The organism is Uniformispora flossi, assembly GCF_049534875.1.
GTDB classification, from domain to species: Bacteria; Actinomycetota; Actinomycetes; order Streptomycetales; family Streptomycetaceae; genus Yinghuangia; species Yinghuangia aomiensis.
Genome location: NZ_JBMULZ010000007.1, coordinates 40,311 through 56,796 on the forward strand (window position 1 = coordinate 40,311; position 16,486 = coordinate 56,796).

General features: G+C 71.1%; 13 protein-coding genes and 1 tRNA gene. 12 read left to right on the forward strand and 2 right to left on the reverse strand.

What is annotated here, in order from left to right:
• The first annotated feature begins 19 nt into the window (after positions 1-19).
• Positions 20-643: a TetR/AcrR family transcriptional regulator gene (locus ACPA54_RS17355; RefSeq protein WP_423530696.1), complete on the forward strand. Its 624-nt coding sequence runs from the start codon at positions 20-22 to the stop codon at positions 641-643.
• A 166-nt stretch (positions 644-809) separates the two neighbouring features.
• Here ACPA54_RS17355 and ACPA54_RS17360 read toward each other — a convergent pair whose 3' ends face one another.
• The gene (locus ACPA54_RS17360; protein WP_345679922.1) at positions 810-1,376 is read right to left on the reverse strand and encodes a TetR/AcrR family transcriptional regulator; all 567 of its coding nucleotides are present in this window, start codon (positions 1,374-1,376) and stop codon (positions 810-812) included.
• A 170-nt stretch (positions 1,377-1,546) separates the two neighbouring features.
• On the opposite strand from ACPA54_RS17360, the gene ACPA54_RS17365 reads away from it, so the two are divergent.
• A complete protein-coding gene (locus tag ACPA54_RS17365) occupies positions 1,547-3,028 on the forward strand; it encodes an MFS transporter (RefSeq protein WP_423530698.1) in 1,482 nt (493 codons plus the stop codon).
• Between the two features lie 301 nt (positions 3,029-3,329).
• Positions 3,330-4,193 (forward strand): viomycin phosphotransferase, encoded by an 864-nt coding sequence (gene vph / locus ACPA54_RS17370; protein ID WP_423531283.1) that lies wholly within the window; start codon positions 3,330-3,332, stop codon positions 4,191-4,193.
• Positions 4,194-4,202: 9 nt separating this feature from the next.
• Here vph and ACPA54_RS17375 read toward each other — a convergent pair whose 3' ends face one another.
• Positions 4,203-4,610: an alpha/beta fold hydrolase gene (locus ACPA54_RS17375; RefSeq protein ID WP_423530700.1), complete on the reverse strand. Its 408-nt coding sequence runs from the start codon at positions 4,608-4,610 to the stop codon at positions 4,203-4,205.
• Between the two features lie 231 nt (positions 4,611-4,841).
• Here ACPA54_RS17375 and ACPA54_RS17380 point away from each other — a divergent pair, with 231 nt between their 5' ends.
• The 9 genes from ACPA54_RS17380 to ACPA54_RS17420 all read left to right on the forward strand — a co-directional run bounded on the left by ACPA54_RS17380 (position 4,842) and on the right by ACPA54_RS17420 (position 16,471).
• Positions 4,842-6,536: an N-acyl-D-amino-acid deacylase family protein gene (locus ACPA54_RS17380; RefSeq protein ID WP_423530702.1), complete on the forward strand. Its 1,695-nt coding sequence runs from the start codon at positions 4,842-4,844 to the stop codon at positions 6,534-6,536.
• Positions 6,537-7,301: 765 nt separating this feature from the next.
• On the forward strand, positions 7,302-8,849 hold the full coding sequence (locus ACPA54_RS17385) for a type IV secretory system conjugative DNA transfer family protein (protein WP_423530704.1): 1,548 nt from the start codon (positions 7,302-7,304) through the stop codon (positions 8,847-8,849).
• Positions 8,839-9,627, forward strand: coding sequence for an SCO2525 family SAM-dependent methyltransferase (locus ACPA54_RS17390; protein WP_423530706.1), 789 nt, complete (start codon positions 8,839-8,841; stop codon positions 9,625-9,627). The genes ACPA54_RS17385 and ACPA54_RS17390 overlap by 11 nt, the downstream gene beginning before the upstream one ends.
• Positions 9,624-11,438, forward strand: a complete 1,815-nt coding sequence (locus tag ACPA54_RS17395) for an SCO2524 family protein (RefSeq protein ID WP_423530708.1) — start codon at positions 9,624-9,626, stop codon at positions 11,436-11,438. The genes ACPA54_RS17390 and ACPA54_RS17395 overlap by 4 nt, the downstream gene beginning before the upstream one ends.
• Positions 11,439-12,353: an SCO2523 family variant P-loop protein gene (locus ACPA54_RS17400; protein ID WP_423530710.1), complete on the forward strand. Its 915-nt coding sequence runs from the start codon at positions 11,439-11,441 to the stop codon at positions 12,351-12,353.
• Positions 12,350-13,345, forward strand: coding sequence for an SCO2522 family protein (locus ACPA54_RS17405; RefSeq protein WP_423530712.1), 996 nt, complete (start codon positions 12,350-12,352; stop codon positions 13,343-13,345). The genes ACPA54_RS17400 and ACPA54_RS17405 overlap by 4 nt, the downstream gene beginning before the upstream one ends.
• Positions 13,342-14,316 (forward strand): SCO2521 family protein, encoded by a 975-nt coding sequence (locus ACPA54_RS17410; protein WP_423530714.1) that lies wholly within the window; start codon positions 13,342-13,344, stop codon positions 14,314-14,316. The genes ACPA54_RS17405 and ACPA54_RS17410 overlap by 4 nt, the downstream gene beginning before the upstream one ends.
• A gap of 88 nt (positions 14,317-14,404) precedes the next feature.
• A tRNA-Gly gene (locus tag ACPA54_RS17415) sits at positions 14,405-14,476 on the forward strand.
• Positions 14,477-14,809: 333 nt separating this feature from the next.
• Positions 14,810-16,471 (forward strand): FAD-binding oxidoreductase, encoded by a 1,662-nt coding sequence (locus ACPA54_RS17420; protein ID WP_423530716.1) that lies wholly within the window; start codon positions 14,810-14,812, stop codon positions 16,469-16,471.
• The last annotated feature ends 15 nt before the right edge of the window (positions 16,472-16,486 follow it).

The window sequence follows — 16,486 nt, forward strand, 5'->3', positions numbered from 1 at the left end:
TTGAGGTAGTGTCTACCACATGAGCAAGCGGGAACCGACCCTGCGGGAGCGGCGGTATGCGGAGACGCGGCGCGCGATCCAAGCGCACGCCGTACGGCTGTTCACCGAGCGCGGGTACGACGCGGTGACGGTGGCCGACGTCGCGGAGGCCGCCGGTGTCTCGGCCATGACCGTGTACCGGCACTTCGCCACGAAGGAAGACCTCGTCCTCCTCGAGCAGCCGGCCGAGCTCATCGCCGCGCGGGTCGCCGCGTCGCCTCCGACGCAACCCGTGGTGCGCCGGGTCGCGGGCGCTCTCGTCGACGCGGCCGCGGAATTCACCGGCGGCGGAGACGGGCCGGCGGCGAACGAGCGGTTCCTGCTGGACTGCCTGCGGCTCATGGTCGCGACTCCCGCACTGCGGGCCAGGCATCTGGACGGCCAGTACGTGCTGCAACAGGCCGTCGTCGACGCCCTCGGCGCCGACGCGGCAACCCCCGACGCCGAGTTCCGTGCCCGGGCGGCGACCAGCGCCTGCCTGGCCGTCATGCACACGGCACTCACGCGCTGGGTCGAGGAAGACGGCCGGACGTCGCTACCCGAACTGATCGCGCACGCTCTCGCGGCTTCCTTCGGCGACGACGCCGTCGGGCGGCGGGGCTGAGGCGGACACGGCTGCCGTTGCGCGGGCGAGGGGCGCCGGTTCGGTTCTGACCCCTTGCCCGTCACCGGCCTCCGGCTCTATCTCCCGGGCGGGTTCGGGTTCGGGTGCGGCGCCGTCGCCAAGACCGGCCGGGACATCTGCGGGCGTCGTGTAGGCCGGTCAGAAGTCACAGCATCCGGTCGACCAGTCCGTCGACGTATTCGGGGGTGAGAGGGCCCATGCCGAACAGGATGCGGATGTACATCGGGGCCAGGATGTGGTCCAGCACATCCAGTGCGTCGGGTGCGTCTTCGCCGCGTTCGCGGGCGCGGTCGAGTACGGACTGCAGCTGCCGGGTGCGTTCGTCGCGGAGATCGTCGCGGGCCTGTAGGCCCTGCGGGCCGTTGCTCGACAGGGCGACGGCCAGGCGCACCAGCGCGAGACCTTCGGGGCCGGTGATCTCGCGGGCCACGGCGGCCGCGTACGTGCGCAGGTCGCCGGCCAGGCTCCCGGTGTCGGGCATCGGCGACCGGGCATTGAGCCGGGTGAGCGCCACGTCGGTGAGCAGGGTCTCCAAGTTGCCCCAGCGGCGGTAGATGCTGCTGTCGGCTACGCCCGCGCGGGCCGCGACGTCGCCGACGGTGAACTTGCCGTAGCCGTGCTCGCTGATCAGGTCGGTGACGGCCTGGTGCACCTCCGCGGCGACGCGGGCGCTGCGCCCGCCGGGACGCCGGGCTTGCTGTCGCTCGTTCATGCCCCCACCTCGCTCGTTCATGCCCCCACCTTAACGCAGCTCCCACTTGCGTTTGTGGAGCGCACCTCCCTACAGTCTGCTAACGCAGTCATTGGCTGCTTTAGGGCGTTCGGGTGGAGCGCGGCCTGCGTCGACCGCGGTCGGGCGCACTCACCGACGGAGGGAAATTCGTGGCTGCATCGCAAGCGACGGTCGGGAGCCGGTCAAACCGAGGCGTGCTGCTCGCGGTGACCTGTCTGGGCCAATTCATGGTGCTGCTCGACAACACGATCGTCGGAGCGGCACTGCCCGATATGCAGCAGCGGCTGCACACTCAACTGTCCGGTCTGCAGTGGATCGTCGACGCCTACGTGCTGCTGGTCGCCATGCTGCTGCTGTCCGGCGGCATCTTCGCCGACCGGTTCGGCCGCAAGCGGGTGTACCTGACGGGAGTGGCGGTGTTCACCGCGGCCTCGTTGCTGTGCAGCCTCGCACCCTCGCTCGGCTGGCTGGTCGCCGGCCGGGTGCTGCAGGGTATCGGCGCCGCGGCGCTGAGCCCGGCCTCGCTGGCCCTGCTCGTCGCCGCCTGTCCCGCACCGCAAGAACGCGTCAAGGCGATCGGCCTGTGGGCCGGATTCAGCGGGATCGGTCTGGCCGCCGGCCCCGTGGCGGGCGGAGTGCTGACGGATGCCTTCGGCTGGCCGGCCATCTTCCTGGTCAACCTGCCCATCGGCATGGTGCTTCTGCTGGTCGGAATCCGCGGCCTTGAGGAGAGCCGTAACGCGAACGCGCCCGCGATCGACATCCCGGGCACGGTGCTGTCCGTTGCGGGGGTGGGGGTGCTGACCTTCGTACTGATCGAGGGTGGTGCCCGCGGGTGGACGTCGCCGGTGATCCTGGGCGGCTTCGCCGCCGCGCTGATCCTGCTGGCCGCCTTCGTCGCCGTCGAAACGCGCCGTCCCGCCCCGATGCTGCCGCTTCGGCTGTTCCGGCAGCGGCTGTTCACCGTCGCCAACACCGCCATGGTCGTGGTGGGGTTCGCGCTGATGGGCGCGTCGTTCTTCTTCTCCCAGTTCTTCGTGTACGTCCAGGGCAGTTCGATCCTGCGCGCCGGACTCCAGACCCTGCCGGTGTCCCTGGCCATGGTGGTCGTCAGCCCGTACGCCGGCCGCCTCGCCGCCCGGTACGGCTTCCGCATCGTGGCCACCACCGGTCTGGCCCTGGCAGGCCTGGGACTGCTGGCGCTCGGCATGGTGCACGCCGACACCGGCTACGGGAACGTGTGGTGGCGGCTGGGACTCGTCGGCACCGGCTTCGCCCTCGCCATGTCGCCCTTGACGGGCGCCGCCATCCAGGCCGTCAGCCCGCAGGAAGGCGGCCTGGCGTCAGGCATCAGCAGCACCACCCGGCAGATCGGCGCGGTGCTCGGCGTGGCACTGCTCGGAGCCGTCGTCCGCTCCCGGCAATCCGGCGGCGCATCCCTTGAGGCCGGTCTCGACAGCGCCTTCCTCGCCGCCGGCGCCGTCACCTTGGTCACGGCCGTGTTCACCGGCTTGTGGCTGGCGAACTCCAAGCCCGCCGAAGGCTCCGCGGACGGCCCGGCCGCGGCGCGAGGTCTGACCGGTCCGGGTGCGATCACCACCTCGAACGAGACATCCGTGAACAGCCGTTGACCGCGGGCGGGAGCGGAGTCGGACCCGGCGTCGCCGAAGACGGCGGGCCGCGCGATACGCATGCCCGGAGCCGCCGGATCGGTGCCCCAGGGCGCGGGCCAGCGCCAAACGGTTCGGCGAGAGCGCTGACGCCCGGCGGGAGTCCCGCGACATCTGCCAGCGCCTCGCGTCCACGGACCCCGCGCGGTTCCCGGGCCCGGTGACGGTGGGGTCGCGGGTGAGGGTGGCGCCGTTGACGGACGTGCAGGATGTCCCCCAGGGCAAGCTGATACATGCCCATCGAAGGATCCAGGGGACACACGTGAGCATCCTTACGGCGCATCGGGCTCTGCTGAGTCGCCTGCTGCCCGACGACAAACCGCACGACTTGGCAGTACGCCAGGGGCAATTCCACACCGTGGTCATTGGCTCGGACCGTGTCGTGTGCCTGCCTCGTACCCGGTCAGCGGCCGCCCGGTTGCCCCGGCGGGCGGCCGCACTACACGCACTCGCCGGCCTCGACCTCGGCTTCCGCACACCTGAGCCGCTGCTCCTGGGTGGTGCCCACAGCACCGACGAGGCGCCGTTCCTGGTCCTCGGCCGCATTCCCGGGGAACCGTTGGAGACCGACGCTCTCGACGATGCCCGAGTGGTCGACACGGCGGCGGCCCAGTACGCCACGCTGCTGTCCGGACTGGCCCGTGCCGGCGCAGACGAGACGATACGAGCAGTTCTCCCTCAGGCGGCACAAGGCCAGTGGCAGCGGTTCGCGGAGAACGTGCGCGCGGACCTGTTCCCGCTTATGTCCCACGACGGACGCCTGCGGGCCGAACAGGAACTCAAAGCACTCGACAGCCTTCCCCACGTCACCCGAGCAGTCGTGCACGGAGACCTCGGTGCCGAAAACGTCCTGTGGGAGTGGACGAACGGCCTGCCGCACCTCTCCGGAGTGCTCGACTGGGACGATGTCGCACTCGGCGACCCGGCCGAGGATCTCGCAGCGATCGGCGCCGGCTATGGCCGTGAGTTCCTGGCGCGGGTGCTCGACCTGGGCAACTGGTCAAACCACGAACTCCTCACCCGTGTCGGCGCGATCCGCGGCACATTCGCCCTGCAGCAGGCCCTTTACGCAATCCGCGACGGCGACGAAGAAGAACTCGCGGACGGCTTGGGCGACTATCGCTGACGCGCATCGCTACATCCGCTTCATCAAGCACCTCATAGCTACAGCAACCCGTCGACCGCTGCGGTCACAGGAACGCCCCGACGGCGAGCGCTCGCGTCCCGGTGATCCCCGACCGACTTGTGCGGTGCCTTTTTCGGGACCACAACGGCGTTGCGGGCGGCCATGCGACGGTGTCACAGCACACCACGGCCACGTGAAGTCGGCCGCGGAGAGGTCGGAGTCGCCGTAGCCGCGCAGGTCGGGCACGGCCACCTCGTACCCGGCCTCCGCGAGCGGCCGGATATTGCGCCACCAGATGCGCTTGGTCTCCGGGTAGCCGTGAACGGGCAGGAGCGGGTACCCGCCCACGCCTTCGCGGATGTACGCGATTTCGAGGCCGTCCCGACCGGGCGTCGCCGCCACCGCGGCCCGATGCACGGCGAAAGCGTCCGGCGCGGGCGGAAGCGACGGTGCTCGAAGACCGCGGTATCCAGTAGCCGTTGGACCGCCAGATCGGTGACTTGGGCCGCGCTGCGCGGTGCCAGGACGGCGAATACGCCGACGGTGGCCCCGCCGCCGCCCGACTTCTCCACGGGGTGAACCCCTTGACTGCTTTACATGGTTAAGTAAATGTCTCGCGGTGAAACGCCCATCACCGAGGGAGGGTTCATGGGAGACCTGCTGGTACGCGGAGGGACTGTCGTCGACGGCACCAGCGCGCCCGGTTACCGGGCGGATGTGCGGATACGCGAGGGCCGCATCGTCGAAATCGGTCCGGAACTGCCCCGCGCCGGCGGTGGCGAGCAGGTGATCGACGCAGATGGCGCGGTCGTGGCCCCGGGCTTCATCGAGGCGCACACGCACGTCGACGGGCACATGTGGTGGAACCCCGATCTCGACCCGCTGCCGGCGTACGGCGTGACCACGGTCGTCATGGGCAACTGCGGCATGTCGGTGGCACCGCTCAGCGCCGAAGCCCGCGGCCCCGTCCTGGACCTGTTCTGCTTCCTGGAGGATCTGCCGCTGAGCGCGTTCCACCAGGACGTGCCGTGGAACTGGGAGCGCTGGCCGGAGTACCGCACCGCCGTCCAGGGCCAGGCGACGTCCGTCAACGTGGCCGGGTTCGTGGGCCATCTGACCCTCCGCACGACCGTGATGGGCGGTGACGCCGCCTGGTCGCGCGAGGCCACCGCGGCGGAGATCGCCCGGATGGCCGAACTGTTGGACGAGGCCCTCGGCCACGGCGCCATCGGCCTGTCCACCAACCTGTTCGACAAGGACCGGTACCTGCGGCTCGTCCCCACCCGACTGGCCGCCGACGAGGAGTTCGCGGAACTCGTCGCGGTGCTCGCCCGGCACACCGGCGCGACCCTCCAGATGATCACCCGGTTCAACGACCCCGAGAACGTCGCCGCCGACGTGGAGCGGCTTGCCGCGATCTGCCGTCCGCGCGGGGTACGCGCCCAGTGGACCTCCATCCCGTCGACCCGAAGCCAATCCGACCTGCGCGACCGCAACCGCGCGCTCCACCGGCGGCTGCGTGCCACTGGCGCGGACATGTGGCCGAACGTGCAGCATGTGCCGCTCGAACCGTTCTTCAACTTCGAGCGCGCCCTTACCTTCCAGCGTGTGCCGGCCTGGAACGAGTGGATGAACTCCCCGATGGAGACGAAGCTCGCCACCCTCGCCGACCCCGAGTGGCGGGACCGGGCCCGCGACGACTGGGACAAGCGCGAACGGGCCGCCACCTCCCGCCTGGACCGCCCGGAAAGCCTCATCCTCGAACTGTCCGAGACGGGACAGGGCCCGCTCGGCATCTCCTTGCAGGACTATGCCGACCGCGAAGGGCTCCATATCTCCGACGCCCTGGCGACGTGGCTGATCGCCAACGGCCTGCGCTCGTGCCTGCGCGGAACTCCGGAGGCGTTCGACGAGCCCGCGGTGGCCGAACTGTTCAAGGACCCGCACGTCCTGACCAACATCAACGACTCCGGCGCGCACCTGCAGCTTTTCTGCGGCGCGGGCCACAACCTGTACCTGCTCACCCACTACGTCCGCGACGCCGGGCTGCTCACCCTCGAAGAAGGCGTCCACAACCTGACCGGCAAGCTCGCGGGCTACTTCGGGATGGGCGACCGCGGCACCATCGCGGTCGGCCAGGCGGGCGACCTCGTCGTTTTCGCACTCGACGAGATCGAGGTACGCCCGGTACGCAAGTCCTACGACAACCCCGACGGCTCCTGGCGGTTCACCCGGGACCCTTCGGGCATCCGTGCCACCGTCGTGAGCGGTGTGCCCACCGTCCTCGACACCGCCCCGACCGCGACCCGGCCCGGAACGATGGTGGGACGGGCAGCGCGCTGACAAGCGCTGGACAAGCCGCCGGGGAGCGCTGCCACGCGTACCGCTCCCCGGCGCCGCCCGTCTGCTCGTACGCCCCCGCGGGGAGACCCTCGATCGTGCGGCGGCCCGCAGCACACGGCACCTGACGCGCCGACCGCACGGGATCCGGCATGGCCGGCTGCCCACCGTCAACGGGCGCTGCCCCACCGCTCCCCGCGTGCGCGGCCGAGGCGAACCGGCGTCCGCCACAGCGTGGCCATCCTGAAGACGCGTGTCCGCTCGGCGCGGTCTCTGGGCCAGATCGCGAACCGGCCGATCTACCTGACAGTTTGTCAATTTTGTGGCCGCTACATTGACCACTTGTCCGGGCGGCGCCGTTGTTCCATGCGGTGGTGCGGCCCGTGGACCCCTGTCGGACCGAGAGCGGAACAGAAGTGGCCCCAGGAACCTTTCGCGCAAACGCACACCAGCGCAGTGGCGCAGTGCGTGCGGCGTCGAAGGGTGCGGCGGCCCCGTACCGCGAACACGGTGGTTGGTGGTAGCCGGCTCCCCAGTGAGCCGGGCCGTGCCATGCCCTCGGTGACTCCACCGGGCTGAGCACGCCCCACCGCCCCGCCGCCTTGTCCGCGAAGCCGAGCACCGTGTCGTGCGCGGCGAACCCCTCGGCCAGGCGTCCGGCGTCTTCCCGAAGTCCTCGCAACACGGCCGGCGACCCCACGACCACGGGTCGCGGCGGTGCCGTGGCCGAGGCGCCCCTCCCGCCCTGCCTCAGGAGCCCGAACTCTCATGAGCGCCACGACGAAACGCCGTGGGCCGACGTCTTCCCCCGGTGCCCTCGGGGCGTTGGTGTCGGCCGTGGGACGGGTGTGCGGCCGACGCCGTCCCGCTGTGGACCGCGCGGCACGCCGCCTCGGCGACGCCCGCCGGACCGACCGGGCGGTGAATCCCTGGCTCGTCCGCACCGGAACGCCGACCGCGCCCCCGCCCGAACCGCTGATCGGGCCGCTGATCGGTCGGACGGTGCACGGACAGCGCGATATCCGCGCCGGATGGGACCAGATGCACCTGGACATCTGGGGGCCGCGCACCGGCAAGACCGCCGGCCGGGCCATCCCCGGCATCCTGTCCGCACCGGGCAACGTGGTGGTGACGTCCAACAAGCGCGACGTGGTCGACGCGACGCGCGGGCCACGGGCCGAACGCGGCCCGGTGTGGATCTTCGACCCGCAGCAGCAGATGCACGCGGCCGCGTCGTGGTGGTGGAACCCGCTCGGCTTCGTCGGCGGGAACCCCACCCGGGCGGACTTGCTCGCGGGTCTGTTCATGAGCGTCCAACGGCGCGACCATCAGCGCAGCGACGGATATTTCGAGCCCGCGGCACGTTCCCTGCTGGGCGCCCTGCTGCTCGCCGCGGACGCCGAAAGCCTGCCGGTCACCCGGATCTTCCCCTGGCTCATGCGCCCCACCGACGACACGCCCGTACGGATCCTGCGGAACGCGGGCCACGACATGTCCGCGGCATCCGCCGAGGGCCTGCAGAACCTCCCCGCGGACCAACGCTCCGGCATCTACGGCACCGCCGCGCAACTGGCCTCGTTCCTCACCGCCTCGAGTGTCACCGCATGGATCACACCCGGCGGGGACCGCCCCGAACTGAAGCCCGAGGAGTTCGCGGCCCGATCGGACCAGACGGCCTACCTTCTCTCCGACGAGACCCACTGGGCCGCGGCACCGCTGACCCTGGCCCTCACCTCGGCACTCGCGTACGCGCACGAGGGCGTGGCAATCGACAGTCCGCTGGGGAAGCTGGCCCGGCCTGCGCTGTTCGTCCTCGACGAAGCGGCCAACGTCTGCCCGTGGCCGGAACTTCCTTCGCTCTACAGCCACTTGGGCGCACGTGGCATAGCGATGATGATCACGTTGCAATCGTGGCACCAAGGAGCCGCGGCCTGGGGCGAGCAGGGCATGGCGCAGCTTTGGGGCTCGGCCAGCGTGCGCGTGTACGGCGGAGGTGTCGCCGACATCCCGTTCCTCGAGGGCCTGTCGCACGTTTCCGGAGTGTTCGAGCCGGAGACGACCAGCGTCTCCGCCCCTCTGCTCACGGCTTGGTGGAACCGCACGATGACGCGCGCGAGCCGCCCGGAACCGGTGCTCGACGCGGCCGACCTCGTCGCTTTGCCACGCGGACGTGCGTTCGTTCAGGTCAGTGGGGCCCCGCCGGTCCTCGTGCGCACCGTCCCGTGGTGGGAAGGCCCCTACGCCGAACAAGTGCGCGACTCGATCGCCCGCTATGGACCACGCCCCAGCAACTCCGGGAGGAATCTTGCACGGTGACAACGCCAGTGTCGACTGGAATGCGTTCGACCCCGAGGCGTACTCGGCGCACAACTACGCGACGCTGCGCGCGGACGACAAGTACGTCATGACCCGGGCCGCAGAGTTCTTCGGGTCGGCCGGAATGGCCGGGGGCGCGCACGCGGTGGACGTCGGCCCCGGAGCGAACCTGTACCCCGCGCTGACCCTGCTTCCGTTCAGCCGCAGCATCACGCTGTGGGAGTACTCGACCAGCAATGTCGCCTGGCTACGCAACCAGGTCGGGTCGTACGCCCCCATGTGGGACGTCTACTGGGACACGCTCGCCGAGCATCCGACGCACGGCGGCGTCGGAGACCCGCGCGCCGCGCTCGCCGAACGCGGCGCGGTGGTCCAGGGCAGCCTGTTCGACCTGCCGCACGGGCTTTGGGACCTCGGCACCATGTTCTTCGTCGCGGAATCCATGACCACGCAGAACGCCGAATTCGAAAAGGCCGTACACCGCTTCGTCGGCGCGCTGCGCCCCGGCGCGCCCTTCGCCGCGGCGTTCGTGGAGAACTCCGAAGGCTATTCCGTGGCGGCCCGCCCCTTCCCCGCGGTCCGGGTCGGCAGCGAGGAAGTCCGGTCCGCGCTGGCCGGCTGCGCCGAGGACGTCGCCGTCGAACGCATCGGATTCCTCGATGTGCGCTGGCGCGACGGATACACCGGAATGGTGTTCGCGACCGGCCGCGCTTCACGGGTGCCGGCGCCGACCGGAGTGCCGTGTCGCGAGACCGGGAGCGGGAGTTCCGGCACGTGACGAATCTTCCCAGAAGGCGGCTGCTGGACATTTGGAAGGTGCTGGCCGCCCGCTCCGCGCGACCCGGGGACGAGGGTCCGGCCGACGCGCAGGACGCGCTCTACGACACCGAGCGGCTCGTGTGCCTGCTCTACCCCGCGATGCGCATGCCCGCGCTCGGCTTCGCGAACCCGGACACCACCGGCCAGGACGTCCTCGCCGCGCTCGCGCCCTTCGGCGACCACCAAGCCGTCCCCCGCGTGGTGACCGACATCTGCACGGCGTACTTCGAAGCGCATACCGCCGCGGACGGCCGACCGCTGTTCACCGGCGGCCCCCTGCGCACCCTCGACCCCGCAACTGCCCCGTCGTCCGCGCAAATGGGGCTGGAGACCGTGGAGTCGTTCTCCCAGGCGGTCACCCTGTGCCTGTCGGTGATGACCTTCGTCCGGGAGTTCGAGCGCCACGTCCGCTCCGCGCGGACCCGCGAACGCCTCGACAACCTCCGCCGGGCGGCCTCACGCCGGCTGACGTACGCCATGACGGCGCTGCGCGACTCTTTCGTCGCCGCGACCTTCCCCCTCGGCTCGGACGCGGCCCGGGCTGTCTTCGCCACCGTCTTTCCGGGAGGGGAACCCGACCGGCGGCAGGTCCGCGCGCTGATGGACCGGCTCCGGCCGATCCGCTCGGGCCTGCACGGGCTCGGCGCCCGCGCGTGCGGACCGCCCGGACTCGACGACGAAGACCTGCTGTTCTCCTGCGGTTGGACGTGGGGGCGCGCACGACCGGCCGACGCCCCGGAACCGGGGCGTTTCGCCGACCCCGTCCCGTCCTTGTACTTCACGGTCGCCGCGATGGACGGCATCGTCGACCTGTTCTCCTCGCGCCGGACCCTGTTGTTCGGCGTGCTGGACGACGACCAGCACGCCCTCGTGCAGCAGTTGCTGGCGCGCTGGGAACTGGCGCAGAGGTTCTGGAGCGCGCTGGCACGCTTCGGCGGCACGTGGCCGCTCCAGGACATCCCGTGGCCCGGCGGCGACGATCGGTCCGACTATCCGAGCCTGCATGTCGCGTCCATCGTCATCCACAACCTCATGCGCCAGGGCGGCGCCGACGAGGTCCCTCCCGACTTCGAACTCGGCACGCTCGTCACGGTGCTGTCCGAGCTCGCGGCCCGCGGGAAGATCACCCGGCGGGCCGGACCGGACGATCCGGCGGTCGCGCTGCACACTCCGGGCGTGACGACGCCGCTGCCCGGCGCCGAACTCCTCGGACCGCCGCTGGGCTGGGCCGTCACCGAGTTCGCACCGTCCCTGCTCAAGCGCACGCTTCAACTCGCCGCGCTGACACGTGTCATGGAGGAGCGTGACACTCTGCTGGCGCTGGCCGACCGGCTCACCGAGCACGTGTGGAACCGCCGGCTCGACACCGGACCGGCTGCCGGGCTTTGGGACGCCCCCGGTCGCGTGTACGCCACGTCTCCGCCGTCACCGGCCGGATTGTCGTGGCACATGACCGAACGGGTGGTCGAGGTCCTCGTGGTCGCCGGCTCCGGCATCGCCGCGGACCTGGCTCCCAGCCCGCGGCTCGCCGCGGTCGCGGCCGACATGCTGCGCGAGGCCGACCACCTGCTGGCGCAAGAGATGCTGACCCGCTCCGCGCACGCCCCGGCGGTCGACGTCGAACTCCAACTGGTCGGCGCTGTATTGCGCCGGGCCCGCAACCAGGCCGACCGGCGGCCGGCCGTCGCGATCGCCTTGGCGTCGGAGGCGCTGCGGCGGCTCGACGCGTTGTGCGCGGCACGCGAGGAAGCATCGAGGGGAAGGGTCTGAGTGCTGGTCTTCGCAACCTCGGACAAGGGCGGCACAGGACGGTCGGTCACCTGCGCCAACCTCGCCTACCGGCGGGCGCTGCTGGGCGGCGACGTGAGCTACGTCGACTTCGACTTCGGCTCGCCGACGGCACGGGCGGTCTTCGAGCTGGACGGCGACGGCCGCGCCGCCGGACCCGGCGTGCACACGTATCTGCAACACCGTGCGAGCGAGGCCAGGCAGATCGACGTCTGGGCGCACTCGCGCCGCCGGGAACTGCGCCTGCGGCCCGCGACCAGCGGGCGGTTGGAGCTGTTCCCCGGCGATCCGGGCGGCGGCGAGTTCCCCACGGACGACACCACCGCCGCACGCTGCGCGGAGTTGTTCCTGCGGCTGGAGGAGGAGTTCGACATCACGTTCGTCGACCTGAGCGCGGGGCGCTCCTACGCGGTCGACCTCGCCCTGCGTACGACGGCCCGACCGGAACTGGCGGAAACCCCGGTGCGCTGGCTGGTGTTCCACCGCTGGACCCGTCAGCACATCATCGCCACCGCCGACCTGGTGCACGGCGACCGGGGCATCCTTGCCGCGGGCGCCCTGATGGGCCACGACCAGCGCCGACTGGGCGAGCGCATCCGCTATGTCAGGGCCGCCGTGCCCCGCCTCGACACCGCGGCCGGCGGGGAACCGCGTCCCGCGCAGGCCGAATGGCTGGTGGCGTGCGACCGCGAGCTGAGCGACCTGGCGGCCGGCCACCGACTGGGACGCACCTCGGTGCTCGGCACCGTGCCCCTCGACCCGGTGCTGCAGTGGCGTGAGCAACTGATCACCGACGCCGACGCGTTGATCAGCCGCGTCGCCAACCGCGAGACGGTCGACGCGTTGCGTGACCTGGCGCATGCACTGACCGATCCGGCCTGCTGGGAGTCGTTGTGAGCACCGTGCACGGCCCCCGGCCGGATCCCGCCGCGGTGTTCCGCGAAGTCTCCGCGGAGGACCGTGTGCAGTCGCTGCCGCTGTCCCATATGTCGATCGAGCTGGGCCACCTCTACATGGAGGACTTCGCCGCCGGACCGCACCGCCTGCGCGAGCACTTCGCGGCGGTGGCACCGTGGGCGCAGGCGGCCCGGACCGCCGCGCCGACCGGCACCCGGCCCCGGGTCAGCACCTGCTTCCTCGTCGACGACTACTTCACACGGTTCTCGTCGCCGGCCGAAGTCGTGCCCCGCCTCGTCGCCGCCGCGGCCGAGTCCGGCCTGACCATCGACTACGTCGCGCGCGAGTCGGCCTGCGCCGTCAGCGGCGCGGTCTCGCCCGCGTCGCTGCTCGCGGCCCGGCTCGTCCCCGCACCCGCCGAGGGCAGCAACGGCGCCCGGCCGCCCACCGAGGCATCCGGCTGGCTGTGCAACGGCGCGCGCTCGACATCCTCGCTCGGCGTCGAAGCGATGGCGCCGCGCGGAGAATGGCGGCCACCGCGCGAGTTCGGCGCGCGCCGGCACTCGGTCTTCCTGGATGTCGAACTGTGGGACGACGACGGGCCGCGCACCTGGTCCTGCCCCTTCCTCGCCGCGGTCTGGCAGCTGCTGCGCCTCGGACTGCTGCGCGACCGCGGTGAGGCCGTGATCGAACCCGTGGACTGGCCCGACCCGCTGTTCCCGGACGACTGGGACGACCTGCCGGGGCTGACCCGCCTCAATCCCCGTGCGACGCCCTTCGCCGCGTACCGGACGTTCTCCCTCCTGGAGACGCGGTTCCTGCCGGTCGAGCACGCCGTACGGCTGATCCTGGAGCACACCGCCGTCGACACCGCGGTGCGCGAGCAGATCGCCGCGCGCGCCCGGGCCGAGAACCTGCCGGAACCCCGCACGCTCACCGAATCCCTTGCCTACGCCTTCGTGCCGGACCCGACCGACGGCAGCCGTCCATGACCACCACGCTCCTCGCGCTCGGTGAGGTACGCACCGCGCTGCTCATGAACTCCGCTCCACTGGCGCCCACGGGAACCGAAGCGCTGCTGGACATCGCCCCCGGCACGCGTGTGCGGTCCGCGGAACGCCCCCTCGTCCGCGCGGTTTCCGCCGACCTTGTGCACGCTGTGGACTGCCGGCTGCGCTGCGCGTCCGGCGCCAAAGTGCGAGGCGTCGGCACTCTGCTGGCCCGGACGCGCGTGACCGGCGGCCGGGTGGTGCAGGCCTCGGCGCGTGCCTTGGTCACCGCGGGTGGCACACGCCGCCTCGGCTGGGCGCACTACCTGGAACGCTTGGGGACCATCGAGGCGATCGGGCGTCCGGTCCCGGAGGACCTGGCCCGCGGCTTCCCGGGCGGCAGCGCCCCCGGCGCCACCCTCGACCCCGGTGCGGCATGCGAGCAACTCCTCGCCGCCGTCCAGGGTTCACCGCTGCTCGACCACCGTCCGGCGTTCCGCGCCGGACGCACCAGGCTCGGCTGGTCGGCAGTGGTCGCACCCGGCCGTCCGAGCGGGGTGTTCACGGTACGCGGCACGACCGATCGCACCTTGGAACTACGGCTACCAGCCGACGACTTCCCCGAGGATGTTGCCCGGCTCGCGGCGCTGTGCGAAGACCTGGCCCGGCACGACTGGCTGCTCGGCGTCGTCGGCGGCATTGCGGAACGCGCCTGCCGCGGCCGTGCGGACGCCGCATCGCTGGCGCGACTGCGGCCCGCCGTCGACCACCTGCTCCACCTTTGGATGCCCGGGATCGATGTACCGAGCGAACTGATGCCGGTGTGGGAAGGCCTGGAGACCGCACCAGGCTTCTCCCGGCAGTGGCAATCGTGCGTCGACCGCATCCGGGACCACATGGCGCTCAGCACCCTCGAACTCCTCGCCCGCGAGCCTGGCGCTCGCCGAGAACGTCTCGCGCCCGGGACCGGCTGATCACACTCCGTGATGCGTGCATGCGAAGCGTGATGTACGGTGGACGGAGTCGGCCGGATGGCCTGAGCGGAGGCCCATCCGACTGCCTGCGCCGGTGGTGCAACCGCAAGCACACCCGTCTTCCGGGCGGGAGGTCCTGGTTCAAATCCAGGCTGGCGCTCCGCTGGCGAAGTCCCCGACAGCCGCCCGGTTGCCGGGGACTTCGCCTTTCCCGGGTTCGCTGCCTGCGCGCATGTCCATCACGCGCCCTTGTGGGCCGCGATCGGAATGCCGCGGCGGGGCGGGCGTCGTCCCCGCGGGGTCCGCGTGCGGCAGAGCCGAACGAGGGGGCCTCGGCGGATGGCCGCGCGTCGCCGGATCCGGAGTGCGGGTGGCTGCTAGCTTCGGACGCGTTTTCCGGCGAATGTCCGGTTGGAGGCAATCGGGTGGATCGCCGGGTGAGCGCGATTTCGCCGGAACTTCGCGGCTCCGGCGGGCGAAGGAGATGCAGCGCATGCAAAACGGTGTGTCACGACGGGGACTCCTGAGTGCCGCGGGAGCCGTCGTCGGCGGGGTGACGCTTGGCGCGTCGGGCGCCGGGCCGGCGGTCGCGGACCCCGTCCGGGTCCCCTCGGCCCGTCCCGTCGACGACAGCGGCCTGCACGTGCTGCCCGGGGACGGGCGCTACGAGACCCTCAGCCAGGGGTTCAACCAGCGGTGGACCAGCGAGCCGCGCTACATCCAGCTCGTCACCGACGACGACAACGCCGTTGCCGCCGTACGCGAGGCGCTGGAGCGCGGCCTGCGGCCGACGGTGCGGAGCGGCGGCCACTGCTACGAGGACTTCGTCGAGAACACCGGTGGCGCCATCCTCGACGTGAGCAGCATGAAGGGTGTCTACCGCACCAAGGACAAGTACGGCCGATCCGCCTACTGCGTCGAATCGGGTGCCACGAACTGGGACGTGTACACCGCGCTGTTCCGCAAGTTCGGGGTGACGATCCCGGCCGGGTCGTGCTACTCGGTCGGCGCCGGCGGCCACATCTGCGGCGGCGGATACGGAATCATGTCCCGCCGCGACGGGCTCACCGTCGACTATCTGGTCCAGGTCGACGTCGTCACGGTCAAGGACGGCCGCGTCGAGGTGACCGCGGCGCACCGCTCGGACCCCGAACACTCGGACACCGCCAACCTGTTCTGGGCGCACACCGGCGGCGGGGGCGGCAACTTCGGCGTCGTCATGCGCTACTACTTCAGCGAGGAGCTGCCGAAGCCCCCGCCGCGCATGTGGCTGAGCAGCATCGCCTGGCCGTGGGCCGACCTGGTGAACCGCAGGGACGATTTCGAGCGGCTCCTGCGGAACTTCGGCGAGTTCTTCGCCGCCCACAGCGGGCCCGACGAGCAGGTCTACAACCAGCTCTTCAGCATCCTCAAGCTCCCGCACAAGACGAACGGCAACGTCGTCGTCTCCAGCCAGTGGGTCGCCGAGGACGTCGCGCCCCTGGACGCCTACCTCCGGGCACTCGAATCGGGTCTGACCACCGGCTCGATGATGCAGGTGTCCGAAGTCGGCGGCACGTTCCTGCCGCTGCCGGAGAAGCGCCGCCAGATGCCGTGGCTCCAGGCCACCCAGACCCTCAACGGCTCCGGGCCGAACCAACGCGGGAAGTACAAGTCCGCATACCACCGGAAGCCCTTCACCGACGACCAGATCGCCGCGATGTGGACCTGGCTCACCCGGGACGACCCGGGCGTGGACCTGACCCAGACGCTGGTCCAGATCGACTCGTACGGCTGCCGCGTCAACGCGGTCGCACCGAAGGCCACCGCCGTGCCGCAGCGGGACTCGTGCATGAAGCTGCAGTACCAGTCGTATTGGACCGACCCGGCGCAGGACTCGGCGCACGTGGACTTCCTCCGGGGCTTCTACACCGACGTCTACGCGGACACCGACGGTGTCCCGGAGATCAGCGACGCGGAGCACGACCGCACCACGGACGGCGCGTACGTCAACTACCCCGACGTCGACCTCGGCATCGCCACGGACCCGGCCCCGCGCTACCCGCACCTGTACTACAAGGACAACTATCCGCGCCTGCAGCGCACCAAGACCATCTGGGACCCGCAGAACCGCTTCCACCACAAGCAGTCGATCGTGCCGATCCGGCGGTCGTAGCCGGAGGCCGTGTGC

Coding starts and splice junctions, on each gene's coding strand:
- ACPA54_RS17355 (WP_423530696.1), top strand. CDS start 20: ATGAGCAAGCGGGAACCGACCCTGCGGGAGCGGCGGTATGCGGAGACG.
- ACPA54_RS17360 (WP_345679922.1), bottom strand. CDS start 1,376: ATGAACGAGCGACAGCAAGCCCGGCGTCCCGGCGGGCGCAGCGCCCGC.
- ACPA54_RS17380 (WP_423530702.1), top strand. CDS start 4,842: ATGGGAGACCTGCTGGTACGCGGAGGGACTGTCGTCGACGGCACCAGC.
- ACPA54_RS17385 (WP_423530704.1), top strand. CDS start 7,302: ATGAGCGCCACGACGAAACGCCGTGGGCCGACGTCTTCCCCCGGTGCC.
- ACPA54_RS17410 (WP_423530714.1), top strand. CDS start 13,342: ATGACCACCACGCTCCTCGCGCTCGGTGAGGTACGCACCGCGCTGCTC.
- ACPA54_RS17420 (WP_423530716.1), top strand. CDS start 14,810: ATGCAAAACGGTGTGTCACGACGGGGACTCCTGAGTGCCGCGGGAGCC.